The 16970-nt window shown below is 73.6% G+C and carries 15 protein-coding genes and 2 pseudogenes; 9 read left to right on the top strand and 8 right to left on the bottom strand.

Annotated features, from left to right (window positions below):
- Nucleotides 1-113: pseudogene (locus ACFV2S_RS37445) on the top strand (heme-binding protein); the annotation flags it as partial.
- A gap of 37 nt (nt 114-150) precedes the next feature.
- Nucleotides 151-780, top strand: a complete 630-nt coding sequence (locus tag ACFV2S_RS37440; RefSeq protein ID WP_385570709.1) for an ankyrin repeat domain-containing protein — start codon at nt 151-153, stop codon at nt 778-780.
- Between the two features lie 75 nt (nt 781-855).
- On the opposite strand, the gene ACFV2S_RS37435 is transcribed toward ACFV2S_RS37440, so the two are convergent.
- Nucleotides 856-1476, bottom strand: coding sequence for a CGNR zinc finger domain-containing protein (locus tag ACFV2S_RS37435; protein ID WP_385570706.1), 621 nt, complete (start codon nt 1474-1476; stop codon nt 856-858).
- Nucleotides 1477-1532: 56 nt separating this feature from the next.
- Here ACFV2S_RS37435 and ACFV2S_RS37430 point away from each other — a divergent pair, with 56 nt between their 5' ends.
- The 3 genes from ACFV2S_RS37430 to ACFV2S_RS37420 all read left to right on the top strand — a co-directional run bounded on the left by ACFV2S_RS37430 (nt 1533) and on the right by ACFV2S_RS37420 (nt 3231).
- Nucleotides 1533-2720: an MFS transporter gene (locus ACFV2S_RS37430; RefSeq protein WP_385570703.1), complete on the top strand. Its 1188-nt coding sequence runs from the start codon at nt 1533-1535 to the stop codon at nt 2718-2720.
- Nucleotides 2717-2905 (top strand): hypothetical protein, encoded by a 189-nt coding sequence (locus tag ACFV2S_RS37425; RefSeq protein WP_385570700.1) that lies wholly within the window; start codon nt 2717-2719, stop codon nt 2903-2905. The genes ACFV2S_RS37430 and ACFV2S_RS37425 overlap by 4 nt, the downstream gene beginning before the upstream one ends.
- A gap of 146 nt (nt 2906-3051) precedes the next feature.
- Complete coding sequence (locus ACFV2S_RS37420; RefSeq protein ID WP_383784991.1) at nt 3052-3231, top strand: hypothetical protein; 180 nt, start codon at nt 3052-3054, stop codon at nt 3229-3231.
- A 1-nt stretch (nt 3232) separates the two neighbouring features.
- On the opposite strand, the gene ACFV2S_RS37415 is transcribed toward ACFV2S_RS37420, so the two are convergent.
- Together ACFV2S_RS37415 and ACFV2S_RS37410 are read right to left on the bottom strand one after the other, a co-directional pair.
- Nucleotides 3233-3685 (bottom strand): DUF6221 family protein, encoded by a 453-nt coding sequence (locus ACFV2S_RS37415; protein WP_385570697.1) that lies wholly within the window; start codon nt 3683-3685, stop codon nt 3233-3235.
- Between the two features lie 224 nt (nt 3686-3909).
- Complete coding sequence (locus ACFV2S_RS37410; RefSeq protein WP_385570694.1) at nt 3910-5055, bottom strand: acyl-CoA dehydrogenase family protein; 1146 nt, start codon at nt 5053-5055, stop codon at nt 3910-3912.
- A 115-nt stretch (nt 5056-5170) separates the two neighbouring features.
- On the opposite strand from ACFV2S_RS37410, the gene ACFV2S_RS37405 reads away from it, so the two are divergent.
- Complete coding sequence (locus ACFV2S_RS37405) at nt 5171-5776, top strand: TetR/AcrR family transcriptional regulator (RefSeq protein ID WP_329856972.1); 606 nt, start codon at nt 5171-5173, stop codon at nt 5774-5776.
- A 171-nt stretch (nt 5777-5947) separates the two neighbouring features.
- Nucleotides 5948-7258 carry an ROK family protein gene (locus ACFV2S_RS37400; protein ID WP_385570691.1) on the top strand — a complete coding sequence of 437 codons (1311 nt, stop codon included), beginning with the start codon at nt 5948-5950 and terminating at the stop codon, nt 7256-7258.
- A gap of 58 nt (nt 7259-7316) precedes the next feature.
- Here the strand turns inward: ACFV2S_RS37400 and ACFV2S_RS37395 are convergent, their stop codons facing one another.
- The 5 genes from ACFV2S_RS37395 to ACFV2S_RS37375 all read right to left on the bottom strand — a co-directional run bounded on the left by ACFV2S_RS37395 (nt 7317) and on the right by ACFV2S_RS37375 (nt 14117).
- Nucleotides 7317-8453: an XdhC family protein gene (locus ACFV2S_RS37395; RefSeq protein ID WP_385570689.1), complete on the bottom strand. Its 1137-nt coding sequence runs from the start codon at nt 8451-8453 to the stop codon at nt 7317-7319.
- A 41-nt stretch (nt 8454-8494) separates the two neighbouring features.
- A complete protein-coding gene (locus ACFV2S_RS37390) occupies nt 8495-9967 on the bottom strand; it encodes an NCS2 family permease (RefSeq protein ID WP_385570686.1) in 1473 nt (490 codons plus the stop codon).
- Nucleotides 9968-10228: 261 nt separating this feature from the next.
- The gene (pucD, locus tag ACFV2S_RS37385) at nt 10229-12628 is read right to left on the bottom strand and encodes a xanthine dehydrogenase subunit D (RefSeq protein ID WP_385570683.1); all 2400 of its coding nucleotides are present in this window, start codon (nt 12626-12628) and stop codon (nt 10229-10231) included.
- Between the two features lie 2 nt (nt 12629-12630).
- The gene (locus tag ACFV2S_RS37380; protein ID WP_383784968.1) at nt 12631-13224 is read right to left on the bottom strand and encodes a (2Fe-2S)-binding protein; all 594 of its coding nucleotides are present in this window, start codon (nt 13222-13224) and stop codon (nt 12631-12633) included.
- 2 nt (nt 13225-13226) lie between these two features.
- Nucleotides 13227-14117, bottom strand: coding sequence for an FAD binding domain-containing protein (locus tag ACFV2S_RS37375; RefSeq protein WP_383784965.1), 891 nt, complete (start codon nt 14115-14117; stop codon nt 13227-13229).
- Between the two features lie 302 nt (nt 14118-14419).
- On the opposite strand from ACFV2S_RS37375, the gene ACFV2S_RS37370 reads away from it, so the two are divergent.
- A complete protein-coding gene (locus tag ACFV2S_RS37370) occupies nt 14420-16114 on the top strand; it encodes a PucR family transcriptional regulator (protein WP_385570679.1) in 1695 nt (564 codons plus the stop codon).
- A 347-nt stretch (nt 16115-16461) separates the two neighbouring features.
- Nucleotides 16462-16970 (top strand): annotated as a pseudogene (locus ACFV2S_RS37365) (hypothetical protein); the annotation flags it as partial.

Below are 16970 nucleotides of genomic sequence, written 5' to 3'. Positions count from 1 at the left end.
CCCCGGTCACCGCCAAGGGCGCCCCGATCGCGGGCATCGGCGTCGCGGGCGCCCCCTCGGGCGACCTCGACGAGAAGTTCGCCCAGGCCGGCGTCACCTCCCTCGGCAAGTAGGCCCCCGGGCCTGCGCCCGCGTACGAGGAAACCCGCCATGAACCCGCTCGATCACGCCCTCCTGGCGGCCGCCGCGCGCGGTGACACCGTCGCCGTCCGCGCGGCCCTCGACGCGGGCGCCCGCGTCGACGTCCGGGACCGGCACCGCCGCACCCCGCTGCTGCGGGCCGCGCTGCGCGACCACGTCCCCGCCGCGCGGGAGCTGCTCGCCGCGGGCGCCGACCCGAACGCCCGGGACGACCGGGACGACAGCCCGTGGCTGGTCACCGGCGTCACGGGCGGCGTCGCCATGATGCGGGCCCTGCTCCCGGCGGGCCCCGACCTCCGGCTGACCAACCGCTACGGCGGCACCGCGCTCATCCCCGCGGCGGAACGCGGCCACGTGCCGTACGTCCGCGCGGTGCTCCGGGAGACGGCGATCGACGTCGACCACGTCAACCGGCTCGGCTGGACGGCGCTCCTGGAGGCAGTGATCCTCGGCTCGGGCGCGCGCGCCCACCAGGACGTGGTCGCGCTGCTCCTGGCGGCGGGCGCGGACCCCGAGATCCCCGACCCGCACGGCCGCACGGCACTCCACCACGCCGAACGCCACGGCCTGGCCGAGATCGCCGCCCTCCTCAGGAGGGCGGCCACGGGCTCGCGCGGGGTCGTGCGCGGTGCCGCCTGAACGCCCGTCCCGCACGCGGCCGCCCGAAGCTCCGTCCCGCACGCGACCGCCCGGGCCTCCGTCCCCCGCCGGGCTTCACGGACCCCCGTCCCCCGCCGGGCCTCCCCCGCCTCCGTCCCCCGCCGGGCCGTCCGGGCCTCCGGCGGAGTGCCGGTCCCGGTGGGCCGCGACGCGCTCACGCGTGGCGCAGCGGCGGGAGCAGTAGCGGCGCTCCGGCCCGCTGCCCTGGGCGACGAAGACGTTCCGGCAGCTGCCGGAGGCGCAGGTACCGCCGGGCGGGCGCTGCCGGTCCCAGACGAGGACGGCGAGCGCCATGCAGGACGAGGCGAGCAGCCAGTCGGCCCAGGGCGCGTCGTCGTCGCGGTCGACGTGGGCGTGCCAGGGCGCGGTGCCGCCGTGCGAGGTGAGCCGGAGCGGCCCGGTGTGCTCGCGCAGGAGCCGGTTGAGGACGGCGGCGGCCTCGTCGGCGCTCGCGGCGGCGAAGACCTCGCGCACCGGGGCGGCCGCGGCGCGCATCCCGGCGACCTCCCCCGGGTCGAGCGTGAGGGGGCCGGCCTCCCCGTACTCCACGAGCACGGCGGCCACGGCGGCCGGGTCGGGCCGGTCGACCGCGAGCGCGTTGAGGAGGGCCGCGGTGCGGCGGGCCGTCGTCAGGACGGAGTGGCGGGTGGACCAGTCGCGATCGGTGGCGGACATCCAGGGAATGTAACGCATCTTGCGGAGTTTTGAGTTACCTCCGTACGGTCCTCCGGATGCGGACCCACACGTATCTGACCGGAGCCCTGGTGGCCCGTACCGGGGACGAGGCGGCGGGACCGGCGCTGCTCCTCGCCGGATTCGCGGTCGCCGGATCCACCTCCGAGGCCTCTGCCCTCCTCGCGGGCACCAGCCTCTCCGCCGCGCTCGGCGGACCGTTGCTCGGGGCGCTCCTGGACGGGGCGGCACGACCGGGCCGCCTGCTGGCCGGAGCGCTCGGCCTGTACGCCGGGGGCCTCGCGCTCGTGCTCGGGGGACTCGGACACCTTCCGTTCGCCGTCACCCTGGCGACGGCGGTCCTGACGGGCCTGGTCGGGCCGGCCCTCTCGGGCGGCTGGTCCGCCCAGCTGCCCGCGGTGGCGGCGCGGGACCGGCTGTCCCGGGCGAACGCCCTCGACACCCTGACGTTCGGCGCGGCGGCCCTGGCGGGCCCGGTCCTCGCGGGCGCGGCGACGGAGACGCTGGGGGCGCCCACGGCCGTGGTGCTCGCGGCGGCCCTCGTCGCCGCGGCGGCCCCCGCGGCCTGGCTCCTGCCCCGGCGGGCCCGGGGCGCCGGGACGTCCCGGGGGATCCTCGACGCCCTCGCCGCCGGGGCACGCACGCTCCTCCGGAACCGGAGGCTGGCCCGGGCGACCTGTACCTCCGTCGTCTCCTGCGTCGCCCAGGGCATGCTGACGGCCTGCGTCCCGCTCCTGGGCGAACGGATCCTGGGCGGAGCGGGGCGCGGCGCGGCGCTCCTGTCCTGCGCGGCGGTCTCCGCGCTCGCCGTCAACGCCCTGCTCGCCCGCTTCCCGCCGCGCCTCTCGCCCGACGCCCTCGTACGGGCCGGGGCGCTGGTCCAGGCCCTCGCCCCCGCCCTCGCCCTGACGGGTGAGCCCGCGGTCCTGGTGGCCGCGTTCCTCGTCTCGGGGCTCGGTGAAGGACCGCAGCTCACCGCCCTGTTCGAGGTGCGGCACCGGGAGGCGCCGGAGGGTCTGCGCGGTCAGGTCTTCACCACCGGCGCCAGCCTCAAGATCACCGGCTTCGCGCTGGGGGCCGCTGCGGCGGGCCCCCTGGCGGCGTGGTCGCTCCCGGCCGCCCTGACGGCGGCGACGGCGACGGCCCTGCTCGCGGCCGTTCCGGCGGAAGGCTTGACACCGGCCGCGTGGCGCAGTGCCATGCAGAGGGACGGGGGTGGGGAATGAGCGACGACGAGCGCGACACCGGAAACCAGGGCGGCGTACCGCCGCGGCGCCCGAGTTCCGGCGATCTCCCGGGCACGGTCTGGACCGTCCTGCTCGCACTGATCGTGCTGGGGCTGTTCCTGTACACCCTCGCACAGGGCGGAGGTGGCGGAGGACACTCCGGCGGGTCCGGCGGTTGGCATTGAGCGGACGAACGCCCACCGCGCCCGGCCGTTACGGGGCAGGAGGGGGACACCGGCGGTCTCCTCCCCCCGCCCCGCCGCGGCGGCGTGGCGGAACCCACGTCGCCCGCGTGCACGCTCTGTCCGACCGGGGCTCTAGCCTTGACGTCATGTCCGACGCGCACAGAGAGACCCCGAGCCCCGACGCCCTGAACAACGCCATCCGCACCCTGTGGGCCCGCGCCGGCGAGCAGCGCCGCCCGCTGACGGCCGACGAGCAGCGGATCTACCAGGTCCTCGTGGCGGCGTGGGCCGAGGCGACGCAGGCCGGGCAGGGGCTGGCGGCCTGAGCTACGGCCGCCATTCGTCGCGGTAGTCGGGATGGCCGCTGTACGGCAGAGCCAGGACCCGGAGGGTCCACTCCGTCGTGACGGGCGGGGCGGCGAACCTCGCGCCGGTGTCGTCGTGGATCCAGCGCCCGCCGTCGGCCTCCTCGACCGGCCCCATCCACCCGAGCGCGCACGACCTGCCGAACGAGTGCTCGCCGTCGATGCCGCACGCGGGCGGGCAGGCGGCGGCGGAGGCTTCGAGCAGCTGCCGCTTGGCGTGGACCTCGGCGAGCACCCGGGCGGGGTCGTGGCGGGCGATGTGGGCCGCGACGGCCGCGTTCGGGGCCTCGCCCGTCCGGCCGCCGTCCGCGATGCCCCGGCCCCCGTCGCCCGGCCGGCCGGGCCGGTGAGCCGCGCGGGCGGTCCGCTCGTCGCCGTCGAGCCGCGCGCGGAGGAACGCGATCAGGTCAGCCATGGGCCCTCCCGGACCTCTCGTGGACATACAGGAAGTCGCTCTGCCCGAAGATTCTGGTCCTGTTGTCCGTCCACGGGGTGCGCGGGGGTTCCTTCGCGGCGGTGCGGTGCGCGTGGCCGTGCGCGAGCCGCCGGAACGGACGGTCCGAGTCCGGGGCGGGACGGCGCCCGTCGGCGGGACGGCGCCGTCGACCGGACGGCGGCGCCCTCCTGCCGGGAGCCCGTCTATCGCGCGAGCCCCCTGCTGATGACGAGCCGCTGGATCTGGTTCGTGCCCTCGAAGATCTGCATGATCTTCGCCTCCCGCATGTAGCGCTCGACCGGGAAGTCGCGGGTGTAGCCGTAGCCGCCGAAGACCTGCACGGCGTCCGTGGTGACCTTCATGGCCGTGTCGGTCGCGATGAGCTTGGCCGCGCTCGCCTGCCGGCTGAAGGGGCGGCCCAGGTCGCGGCGCCGGGCCGCGTCCAGGTAGGTGGCGCGGGCCGCGTCGACGGCGGCGGCCATGTCGGCGAGGAGGAAGCCCAGGCCCTGGTGGTCGACGATGCGCCGGCCGAAGGTGGTGCGCTCGTTGGCGTACGCCACGGCGGCGTCCAGGGCCGCCTGGGCCAGGCCCGTGGCGCAGGCGGCGATGCCGAGGCGGCCGCTGTCGAGGGCGCTGAAGGCGATCTGGAGGCCCTGGCCCTCGTCGCCGACGAGCCGGTCCTCCTCGATCAGGGCGCCGTCCCAGTACGCGGCCGTCGTCGGCACCGCCTGGAGGCCCATCTTGCGTTCGGGCGCGCCGAAGCTCAGGCCCTCGGTGGCGCCGGGGGCGAGGAAGCAGGAGACGCCGTGGCCGCCGGGGGCGGTGCGGGCGAACAGGGCGTAGAAGTCGGCCCTGCCGCCGTGGGTGATCCACGCCTTGGTGCCGGTGACCCGGTAGCCGCCGCCGTCCGCCTGGCGCTCGGCCTTGCAGGTGAGGGCGGCGGCGTCGGAGCCGGCCTGGGGCTCGGAGAGGCTGTAGCCGCCGATGGCGCGGCCCTCCAGCATCGCGGGCAGCCAGCGCTCCTTCTGCTCCTGAGTGCCGAAGGTGTGGAGCGGGTGGCAGGCCAGGGTGTGGACGCTGGTGGCGACGGCGACGGCGGCCCAGCGCGCGGCCAGCTCCTCCAGGACCTGGAGGTAGACCTCGTAGGGCTGGCCTCCGCCGCCGAACTCCTCGGGGTACGGGAGGCCGAGGAGCCCGGCCTCGCCCAGGGTCGTGAAGAGACCCTCGGGGTAGGTCTCGGCGGCCTCGTGCTCGTCCACCCGAGGAGAGAGCTCCTTGTCGGCGATCTCCCGGGTGAGGGCGATGAGGTCCGCTGCCTCGGGGGTGGGAAGCAGGCGGTCGACATCCATGGCGACTCCAGCGGCGCGCAAAGTGGTACTGGGGCAGGTACTGCAGTACCGGTTAGCGTAGCGCAGAAGGGTGCCGCCGTAATCCCCCGGAAGCACGGCCTGGAATACTGGCGGGGTGATCGAGACCTCCGCCGCCGACGCCCCCCAGCTGACGGGCCGCGGAGCGGCGCGCCGCGCAGCCCTCTTCGAGGACCTCGTCGCCCTCCTGGTCGGCGAGGGCTTCGCCCGGCTGACCCTCGACGACCTCGCCGCGCGCCTGCGCTGCTCGAAGCGGACGCTCTACGGCCTGGCCGGCAGCAAGGAGCAGCTGGTCCGGGCGGCGGTCGTGCACTTCTTCCGGCGCGCCACGGCCCGGGTCGAGGCGGTCCTCGCCGCCGCGACGGATCCGGCCGAGCGCCTCGCCGCCTACCTGCGGGCGGTCTCGGCCGAGCTGGCACCGGTCTCGCCGCAGTTCTTCGACGACGTCGCCGCCTTCGAGCCGGCGGCGGAGGTCTACGAGCGCAACACGCGGGCGGCGGCCGGCCGGGTGCAGCAGCTCATCGAGGAGGGCGTGCGGGCCGGGGTGTTCCGCGAGGTGCACGTGACGTTCGCGGCCGACGTCATCTCCTCGGTGATGGTCCGCATCCAGCGCCGCCAGGTCGCCGCGGCGACCGGACTGGCCGACGCCGAGGCGTACGAGCAGCTGGCCGAGCTGCTGCTGAGCGGACTCCGCAGGGCCTGAGCGCCCCCGCCGGAGCCGTGCGGCGCGGACCACCCGCCGCGTTCGGGAGGTGAAGGCGGACGCATCTCTCCGGGCGCTTATTTCAGGTCGTGACTCAAACAAAAAGAGAAGGGGCGCCGAAGGTCCCGGCAGCGGTATCTTGCGATCAGGACTACTTCACCTGGGGGCCAAGTGACCATGCGGAACGGCCGCACCGTGCGTGACCTGCGACGCGAGAACCGCACCGCCGTCCTGCAGCGCCTGTACTTCGACGGCCCCCTGAGCCGCTTCTCGCTGGGTCCCGCCACCGGACTGAGCTCCGGCTCCGTCAGCAACGTGGTCGCCGAACTCGTCGCGGAGGGCCTCGTGGAGGAGGCGGGCAGCGTCGACTCGGCCGGCGGACGCCCCCGTACGCTGCTGCGGGTCACCCCCGGCAGCGGCTGCATGATCGGTGTGGACGTCGGCGAGACCCGGGTCCGCGTCGAGCTGTTCGACCTCACCCTGACCGAACTCGCCCGCACCGAACGCCCCTTGGCGGTGGACGGTGCCACCCCGCACGAGCGGTACGAGGTCGGGGTCGTCGTGGACCACGTCCGGGAGGGCATCGCGGAGGTCCTGCGGACGGCGGAGGTCTCCGCCGAGCGCCTGCTCGGCGTCGGCGTCGGCGTGCCCGGCATCGTCGCCCGCACCGCCGAGGAGGGCGCGGTCGTGCACGGCCAGACGATCGGCTGGGACGCGGTCCCGCTGGAGCGGCTGCTCCGCGCGAGCGTGGACCTCCCGGCCTCGGTGCCGTACTGGATCGACAACGGCGCCAAGACCCTGGGCCAGGCGGAGATGTGGTTCGGCGCCGGCCGGGGCGCGCGCAGCGCGGTGGTCGTCCTGTTCGGCTCCGGTGTCGGCGCCTGCGTGGTCACCGACCCGATGGGGCCCGGCCGGGCCGTCGAGTGGGGCCATCTGACGGTACGGGTCCGGGGCCGCCGCTGCCGCTGCGGCGCCCAGGGCTGCCTGGAGGCGTACGCGGGCGCCGAGGCGCTCCTGGACCGGTGGCGCGAGGCGGGCGGGGAGCCGCCGGCGGGCGCGGACGAGGAGACGGCGCTGACGGCGATGCTGACGGCGGCCTACCCGGCGGACCCGGAGGCGGCGCCCGACGCGACGGTCCTGGAGGTCCTGGAGGAGACCGCCGAGTACCTGGGAGCCGGCTTCGCCGATCTCATCAACCTCTTCCAGCCCGAGCGCATCCTCGTCGGCGGCTGGGCGGGCCTCCAGCTCGGCGCCCGCTTCCTGGAGACGGTGAAGGGGTACGCGATGCGGTACGCGCTGACGTACCCGGCGGCCCGGGTCGCCATCGGCCTGGGGACCCTGGGCCCCGACGCGGTGACCGTCGGCGCGGCGATCCTGCCGCTCGCGGACTTCTTCGCCCGGGGCGGGCGGCGGACCGAGACGGAGGCCGTCGAGGAGCAGCCGGCGTGGGCGTCGACCGTACGGGACAGGGCGGCGCACTGAGCGGCAGCGGGGCGGGCCGGCGGGCTCCGGAGCCCGGCGACGAAAAGGGGCGACGGAGCTAGGCGACGGAGCCTATGCGCCCGTGCGGTGCGCGGGGGCCGTCGTGGTGGATCGGGGTGTGGGCGCCCGTGAGGGAGAGGCCGGTGCCGCCGCGGCGGTTGGCGACGATCTCGGCGCCGATCGACAGGGCGGTCTCCTCGGGGGTGCGCGCGCCGAGGTCGAGGCCGATCGGGGAGCGCAGGCGGGCCAGTTCGAGTTCGGTGACGCCGACCTCGCGGAGGCGCTCGTTGCGGTCCACGTGGGTGCGGCGGGAGCCCATCGCGCCGACGTAGGCGACGGGAAGCTTCAGGGCGACCTGGAGGAGGGGGACGTCGAACTTGGCGTCGTGGGTGAGGACACAGAGCACGGTCCGGCCGTCGACCTCGGTCGACTCCAGGTAGCGGTGGGGCCAGTCCACGACGATCTCGTCGGCCTCGGGGAACCGGGCGGGCGTCGCGAAGACGGGCCGCGCGTCGCAGACGGTGACGTGGTAGCCGAGGAACTTGCCGACCCGGACGAGCGCGGCGGCGAAGTCGATGGCGCCGAATACGATCATGCGGGGGGCGGGGACGGAGGACTCGACCAGGAGGGTCAGCGGCTGTCCGCAGCGGCTGCCGTCCTCGCCGATCTCCACGGTGCCGGTGCGGCCCGCGTCGAGCATCGCCCGGGCCTCGCCGGCCGCGGTGCGGTCCAGCTCGGGGTGGCCGCCGAGCTTCCCCTCGTACGAACCGTCGGGGTGGACGAGGAGGGCCTGGCCCATCAGCTCGTCCGGTCCCCCGACGATCCGGGCCAGGGCCGCGGCCTCTCCGGTCGCGGCGGCCGAGAGCGCGGCGGGGAAGACCCCGCCGCGGACCGGGGTGACGAGGATGTCGATGATGCCGCCGCAGGTCAGACCGACCGCGAAGGCGTCCTCGTCGCTGTAGCCGAAGGTCTCGACGACGGTCCTGCCGTCTTCGAGGGCCTGGACGCACAGGTCGTAGACCGCACCCTCCACACACCCGCCGGAGACCGATCCGATCGCCGTGCCCTCGCTGTCGACGGCGAGAGCGGCTCCCGGCTGCCGGGGCGCGCTGCCGCCGACCGCCACCACGGTGGCGACGGCGAACACGCGTCCCTGCTCGACCCACCGGTGCAGCTCTTCGGCGATGTCCAGCATGTCGGTCTCCTTGGGTGTGTACGGAGGGTGGTCGTCGGGCGTCAGCTGACGCCCAGCCAGCTCTCGATCGGGTGGAGGGCGAAGAACACGATGAAGATCGCGGTCAGGGCCCACATGAACGCTCCGACCTCGCGCGCCTTGCCCTGCGCCACCTTGATGACGGTGAAGGCGATGACGCCGGCCGCGACGCCCGGGGTGATGCTGTAGGTGAACGGCATCAGGACGACGGTCAGGAAGACCGGGATGGCGACGGAGCTGTCGCCCCAGTTCACGTGCTTGGCGTTCATCATCATCATCGCGCCGATGACGACCAGGGCCGCGGAGCCGACCTCACGGGGCACGATCTGGGTGATCGGCGTGAAGAAGATGGCGGCCGCGAAGAACAGGCCGGTGATGACCGAGGAGAAGCCGGTACGGGCACCCTCGCCGACGCCGGTGGCGGACTCGACGAACACGGTCTGGCCGGAGGCGCCGGAGACGCCGCCGATCGCGCCGCCCGCGCCGTCGATGAACAGCGCCTTGGACAGGCCGGGCATCCGGCCCTTGTCGTCCGCGAGGTTGGCCTCGGTGCCGACGCCGATGATGGTGGCCATGGCGTCGAAGAAGCCGGCGAGGACCAGGGTGAAGACGATGACGCCGACGGTGATGTAGCCGACGTCGCCCCAGCCGCCGAAGGACACGTCGCCGAAGAGCGAGAAGTCGGGCGGGGAGACCGCGCTGCCCTTCAGCTCGGGGGCGCCGTTGGCCCACGCGCCCGGACCCTTGGCCGGGACGTCCGCGACGGCGTTGACGATCAGGGAGATGACGGTGCCGCCGACGATGCCGATGAGGATCGCGCCGGGGATCTTGCGGGCCTGGAGGGCGAAGATCGCGAGCAGGGTGACCGCGAAGATCAGGACGGGCCAGCCGACGAGCTCGCCGCCGGAGCCCATGGTGATGGGCGGGCCGAACTGCGGTCCCGCGCCCACGAAGCCGGCCTTGTTGAAGCCGATCAGCGCGATGAAGAGGCCGATGCCGATGGTGATGCCGTGCTTGAGCGGCAGCGGGATCGCGTTCATGATCATCTCGCGGAGACCGGTGACCACCAGGAGGCAGATCACCACACCGTAGACGACGCACATGCCCATGGCCTGCGGCCATGTCATCTGGGGCACGACCTGGGTCGCGAGCACACCGGAGACGCTGAGTCCCGCCGCGAGGACGAGCGGGACCTTGCCGACGAAGCCCATCAGCAGAGTGGTCACCGCCGCCGCGAAGGCGGTCGCCGTGATGACGGCGGAGCCGGCGAGGACGTGCTTGTCGACGTCCGGGCCGCCCAGGAGGATCGGGTTGAGCAGGAGAATGTACGCCATCGCCATGAAGGTGGTGACGCCGCCGCGGATCTCCGTCGCGACGGTGGATCCTCTCTCCGAGATGTGAAAGTACCGGTCGAGCCAAGAGCGCCCGGCGGGGGTGCGCGAGCCGGAGCCCGCGTCCTCAGCGGCGGTCTTGGGCTCCACAGACGACTGGGTCATGGGGCCTACTCCCAAGGTTCAAAGGGGCACCCGCATCAGACTTCGGAGCTCTGACGTGAAAAAGCCGCGGGATTTGGGATATTTCGTTGGCTGCACGACCCGGGGGACGGCCCGAGACGAACGGGGTACTGCCGTGATGCAGGTACTGCCGTACTGCGGGGGTACTGCGGTGGTGCGGGTACTGCGGTGGGGGGAGTGCTCCGGGCGGTGCGGGCGGTGGAAGTGTGACGTTCCTGGGAGGCACACACCGCCCGGAGAGTCCTAGAGGGTGCCGGTGAGCGCCTCGGGGCGGACCGGCGTCTTGTTGAGCTCCAGGCCCGTCGCCGCCCGGATCGCCGCGAGGACGGCCGGGGTGGACGACAGGGTCGGGGCCTCTCCGATGCCCCGGACGCCGTACGGCGCGTTGGGGTCGGCCAGCTCGAGGTAGTCGACCGGGATGGTCGGCGTGTCGAGGATGGTCGGGATCAGGTAGTCCGTGAAGGAGGGGTTGCGCACCTTCGCGGTCTTCGGGTCGACGATGATCTCCTCCATCACCGCGACGCCCAGGCCCTGGGTGGTGCCACCCTGGATCTGGCCGACCACGGAGAGCGGGTTGACCGCCTTGCCGACGTCCTGCGCGCAGGCCAGCTCGATGACCTTGACGAGGCCGAGCTCGGTGTCCACCTCCACCACCGCGCGGTGCGCGGCGAAGGCGTACTGGACGTGGCCGTCGCCCTGGCCGGTGACGAGGTCGAAGGCCTGGGTGGGACGGTGCCTCCACTCCTCCTCGACCTCCACGGCCTGGTCCTCCAGGACGTCCGCGATGGTGGCGAGGGCCTCGCCGCCGTCGGTGACGACCTTGCCGCCCTCCAGGAGGAGTTCGGCGTTGGCCCACGCCGGGTGGTACGAGCCGAACTTGCGCCGGCCGATCTCCAGGACCTTCTCGCGGACGATCTCGCAGGAGTTCTTGATGGCGCCACCGGTCATGTACGTCTGGCGGCCCGCGGAGGTCGAACCGGCCGAGCCCACCTGCGTGTCCGCGGGGTGGATGGTGACCTGCTGGACACCGAGCTCGGTACGGGCGATCTGCGCGTGGATCGTGACGCCGCCCTGGCCGACCTCCGCCATGGCGGTGTGGACCGTGGCGACGGCCTCGCCGTTGATGACCTCGATGCGGATCTTGGCGGTCGAGTAGTCGTCGAAGCCCTCGGAGAAGCCGACGTTCTTGATGCCGACCGCGTAGCCGACGCCCCGCACGACACCCTCGCCGTGCGTGGTGTTGGACAGGCCGCCCGGCAGCGCGCGGACGTCCGCGCTCTCGCCGGCGGTCTCCCACTGGCGCTCCGGCGGCAGCGGACGGGCCTTGACCCGGCGGAGGAGCTCGGCGACCGGGGCCGGCGAGTCCACGACCTGGCCGGTCGGCATGATCGTGCCCTGCTCCATGGCGTTGAGCTGGCGCAGCTCCACCGGGTCCATGCCCAGCTTGGCCGCGAGCTTGTCCATCTGCGCCTCGTAGGCGAAGCAGGCCTGGACCGCGCCGAAGCCGCGCATGGCGCCGCAGGGCGGGTTGTTGGTGTAGAGGCCGATCGCCTCGATCTCCACGTCCTCGATGACGTACGGGCCGACCGAGAGGGAGGAGGCGTTGCCGACGACCGAGGCCGTGGACGACGCGTACGCGCCGCCGTCGAGCACGATCTTGCACTTCATGTGCGTGAGCTTGCCGTCCTTGGTGGCGCCGTGCTCGTAGTAGAGCTTCGCCGGGTGCCGGTGGACGTGCCCGAAGAAGGACTCGAACCGGTTGTAGACCATCTTGACCGGCTTGCCGGTGCGCAGGGCGAGGATGGAGGCGAGGATCTGCATGGAGATGTCCTCGCGGCCGCCGAACGCGCCGCCGACACCCGCCATCGTCATGCGGATCTTCTCCTCGGGCAGGCCGAGGCAGGGGGCGATCTGCTTGAGGTCCGAGTGCAGCCACTGGGTGGCGACGTACAGGTCGACGCCGCCGTCCTCGGCCGGCACGGCGAGGCCGGACTCGGGGCCGAGGAAGGCCTGGTCCTGCATGCCGAAGGTGTACTCGCCCTTGACGATGACGTCGGCGCGCTTGGCGGCCTCGTCGGCGTTGCCGCGGATGATCGGCTGGCGGTGCACGATGTTCGGGTGCGGGACGTGACCGGAGTGGTGGTCGTCGCGGTTCTCGTGGACCAGGATCGCGTCCGGGGCGAGGGCGGAGGCCTCGTCCGTGATGAGCGGGAGCTCGCGGTACTCGATCTTGATCTTCGCGGCGGCGCGGCGGGCGGTCTCCGGGTGGTCGGCGCCCACGAGGGCGACCGGCTCACCGTGGTGACGGACCTTGCCGTAGGCCAGGACCGGGGTGTCCTGGAACTCCATGCCGTAGTTCTTCGCGGCGGGCAGGTCCTCGTGGGTCAGGACGGCGTAGACGCCGTCCATCGCGAGGGCCTCGGAGATGTCGATGGACACGATCTCGGCGTGCGCGACGGTGGAGCGCAGGATCTGGCCCCACAGCATGTCCTCGTGCCACATGTCCGAGGAGTACGCGAACTCACCGGTGACCTTGAGGGTGCCGTCCGGGCGGAGCGTGGACTCGCCGATGCCGCCCTTGACATGGTTCTGGGTGACGTCGGTGGGCGTGCCCACCGGAGTCGTGCGTGTGTTCTGAGCCATCGTCAGACCGCCTCTCCCTGACGCTCCTGGCGCGCGGCCGCGAGGCGGACCGCGTCGAGGATCTTCTCGTAACCGGTGCAGCGGCAGAGGTTGCCGGAGAGCGCCTCGCGGATGTCCGCGTCCGTCGGGGACGGGTTGCGCTCCAGCATCTCGTCGGCCGCGACGAGCAGACCGGGGGTGCAGAAGCCGCACTGGACGGCGCCCGCGTCGATGAACGCCTGCTGGATCGGAGAGAGTTCGACACCCTCGCCGGTCTGCGAGTCCTGGGGCTTGGCCTGCCACTTCTTGGCGGCGTCGACCGAGGTGCCACAGGCACCGGTCGCGCAGCCGCCGTGCGCCTCGCGCTCCTTGGCGAACTCCGCGAGGCCCTCGACCGTGACGACCTCGCGGCCCTCGACCTGACCGGCGGCGACCAGACACGAGCAGACCGGCACGCCGTCGAGACGGACGGTGCAGGAACCGCACTCGCCCTGCTCGCACGCGTTCTTGGAGCCGGGCAGGCCCAGGCGCTCACGCAGAACGTAGAGGAGGGACTCGCCCTCCCAGACGTCGTCGGCTTCCTGCGGACGACCGTTGACCGTGAAATTGACGCGCATGGTTATGCAGCTCCCTCAAGCGTGCGGCCGGCGCCGCGGTACTGCTCCCAGGTCCAGCCGAGCTGGCGGCGAGCCATGATGCCGACGGCGTGGCGCCGGTACTTGGCGGTGCCGCGGACGTCGTCGATCGGGTTGGCGGCGGCCGAGCAGAGGTCGGCGAACTGCTTGGCGATCGACGGCGTGATGATCTTGCCGTTGTCCCAGAAGCCGCCCTCCTCCAGGGCCGCGTTCAGGAAGGCCTCGGCCTCCTTGGCGCGGATGGGGGTCGGCGCGGCGGAGCCGATGCCGGTGCGCACGGTCCGGGTCTCCGGGTGCAGGGCCAGGCCGAAGGCGCAGACGGCGATGACCATCGCGTTGCGGGTGCCGACCTTGGAGTACTGCTGGGGACCGTCCGCCTTCTTGACGTGGACGGTCTTGATGAGCTCGTCGGGCTGGAGCGCGTTGCGCTTCACGCCCGTGTAGAACTCGTCGATCGGGATGAGACGGCTGCCGCGCACGGACTCGACCTCGACCTCGGCGCCCGCGGCGAGCAGGGCCGGGTGCGCGTCGCCGGCGGGCGACGCGGTGCCGAGGTTGCCGCCGACGCCGCCGCGGTTGCGGATCTGCGGGGAGGCGACCGTGTGCGAGGCCAGCGCCAGACCCGGGAGCTCTGCGCGCAGGTTCTCCATGATCTGCGTGTACGGGACGGAGGCGCCGAGGCGCACGCTCTCCTCGCCGACCTCCCACTCGCGCAGCAGCTCGATACGGTTCAGGTCCAGGAGGTACTCGGGGCGCCGGTGGTCGAAGTTGATCTCGACCATGACGTCGGTACCACCGGCGATGGGCACGGCCGTGGGGTGCTCGGCCTTGGCGGCGAGCGCCTCCTCCCAGCTGGCGGGGCGAAGGAAGTCCATGGTGGCTCTCTTCTAGTGATTCTGGTGATCGGGGGTCGAGCTACTGGGTCCGGGGGGACGGCCGGCCCTCGACGTGTTCATGTGCTGTTCACGCGGTGTGTGGCCTAGTACACAAGCCACACTCGCCCGGGTGCAGTCACCGAAAACATGAAGGAGTTGGCTGGTGCCCGTCGTCGTCTTGTAGATTCGAACGAAAGGCGGGGAACAGTAACCTCGCCGTTTTCCCCTGGAAACGGTGGCACCACCCCACCGTCGACAACGCGACACCCACCATCACCGAACGAAGGAACGGCGGCGACACGATGCGGCTGCGCGCACTGCTGGAGAACGACGCGCTCGGGCTGCGCCTGCTCGGCGGCGACGACGAGCTGGACCGAACCGTCCGAGGCGTCATGACGACGGACCTCAAGGACCCCAGCCGGTACCTCTCCGGCGGAGAGCTGGTGCTCACCGGCCTCGCCTGGCGGACGGACCCGGCCGACGCCGAGCCCTTCGTCCGGATCCTGGCCTCGGCCGGGGTGGCCGCCCTGGCCGCGGGCGAGGCCGAGCTCGGCGACATCCCCGACGATCTCGTAGAGGCGTGTTTGCGCCATCGGCTCCCGCTGTTCGCTGTGAACGAGTCCGTTGCGTTCGCGACGATCACCGAGCACGTTGTTCGACAGGTCTCCGGGGAGCGGGCCGGCGACCTGGCGGCCGTCGTCGACCGGCACCGGCGGCTCATGACCTCCGGCCCCGCGGGCGGCGGACCCGAGGTCGTCCTCGACCTCCTCGGCTCCGACCTCGACCTCCGGGCCTGGGTCCTCTCCCCCACCGGCCGCCAGATCGCGGGGGCCGGAGAGCCCCTGGAGGGCGGGCTCGCGGCCACGCTCGCCGGTGAGCACCTGGCCGCCACCCGGACCGGCCGGCGCGGCCCGCACCGGCTGGGCGTCGCCGGGTCCACGTACTCGCTCTTCCCGATCCGCAACACCGGACGGGGCGCCGCGCCCGCGTCCCGGGACGTGCGCGAGACGGTCCTGTCCGACTGGCTGCTCGCCGTCGAGGCCGACGCCGGGGACTGGCCCGCCGCCCGGCTCGACCTGCTCCAGGGCGTGACCCAGCTGATCGCCGTCGAGCGGGACCGCCGCGACGCGGCCCGCACCGTGCGGCGCCGGCTCGCCCAGGAGGTCCTGGAGCTGGTCCAGACGGGCGCCGCGCCCGCCGAGATCGCGGCCCGGCTGCGGGTCGCCGCCCCGGTGCTGCTGCCCGGGCTCGGCACGGCCCCGCACTGGCAGGTGGTCGTCGCCCGCGTGGAGTGGGAGCAGGAGGCCGGTCAGACCCCCGTGGACACCGGGCCGGTCGCTCAGGCGCTCCTGGAGGAGGTCCTCGTCGACCCGGCGGCCATCGGCGCCGAGTCGGCCGACCGGATCGCGGTCGCGCACAGCGGCGACGAGGCGATCGCCCTGGTCCCGCTCGCCGCGGGCCCGCTGCCGGAGAGCGAGGACGAGGGCCCGGCCCCCGCTCTCGGCCTGCACGCGGACGTGCTGCTCGCCTCCGTACGGGCTCCGCTCTCCTCGGGCCTCGCGGACGACGGGCGCCTCACGCTGGGCGTCAGCGCCGCCGTGCACTCGGCGGAGGGCCTGCGCGGGGCCCTGGAGGAGGCCCGGCACGCCCGCCGGGTGGCCGCCGCCCGTCCGGGCCGGGTCTGCGCCGCGGGGCACCACGAGCTGGCCTCGCACGTGCTGCTGCTGCCGTTCGTCCCGGACGACGTCCGGCGCGCCTTCACGGCCCGGCTGCTGGACCCGCTGCGCGACTACGACCGGCGCCACCGGGCGGAACTCATCCCGACCCTGGAGGCCTTCCTGGACTGCGACGGCTCCTGGACCCGCTGCGCGACCCGCCTCCACCTGCACGTGAACACGCTGCGCTACCGGGTGGGCCGGATCGAGCAGCTCACCGGCCGTGACCTCTCCCGTCTGGAGGACAAGCTCGACTTCTTCCTCGCGCTGCGCATGAGCTGAGCGGGGAACCCGGGCGGGTGACCCGGATCGAACACCCCGAGGCCCGTCCCGGGCCCTGACGCTTCACTCCTTCGGGCGAGTCCGGAGGGGTGGCGTCCGGGCCCCCGGCGGGCCTTCGGCATCGGGTCCCGCGGACCGGACCCGGGCCTGATCAGCGGCTTGATCACGGGCCGGCAGGCGGTCCGCCGCGCGGTCGGAGCGGGGCGGGGAGGGGGTCTCCGCCGCGGCCCGAGTTTGTGAAATTTTTCACCCGACCCCTTGGCCGGGTGCTCCCGTTCGTGCTGAGATGCCGTCCTACTCAACAGCTCAATGGCGCGCTCGGGGAGGGCAATGTGGCGGATACCGCCATGTCTGGTTCCGAATCAAGGGGTGGCGAAGATCCGTCCCTCGCCTACGGCAAGGAGACTCCCGTGGAGACGGCCATATGGCGTCTCCGCTCCCGAGGTTGCTGGACGGACGCGGCCGCGCTGCTCGCGCCGCACGCGACCGAACCGGCGGCCGCACTCGAACGGGCCGCGCTGCTCATCGAGCGCTGCCTCTACACCGAGAAGGGCTGGGCCGACGCGGAGGAGGCGCTGCGGGCCGCCGAGGCGGTGGCCGGCACCGACGAGGAACGCGGGGCCGCGGCCTGCGAACGGGGCTATCTCGCCTACGCCTCCACCTTGTTGGGCGTACGCGACCGGGCCGACGAGGCCCGGATGGCGCTGGGCCGGGCCGCGGCCCTGATCGCCCCCTCCGCCGCCGGGCGGCCGCTGCTGGACTTCCGGCGCGGGCTGATCGCCCAGAACCTCGGCGACTCCCCGCAGGCGGCCCGCGCCCCCTTCCCCAGGGGGCCTGGCGGGGGGACCGCGCCCGG

The sequence above is a fragment of the Streptomyces sp. NPDC059695 genome (assembly GCF_042733785.1).
In the GTDB taxonomy this organism is placed as follows: Bacteria; Actinomycetota; Actinomycetes; order Streptomycetales; family Streptomycetaceae; genus Streptomyces.
This window is presented reverse-complemented; position numbering and strand designations above follow the sequence as displayed.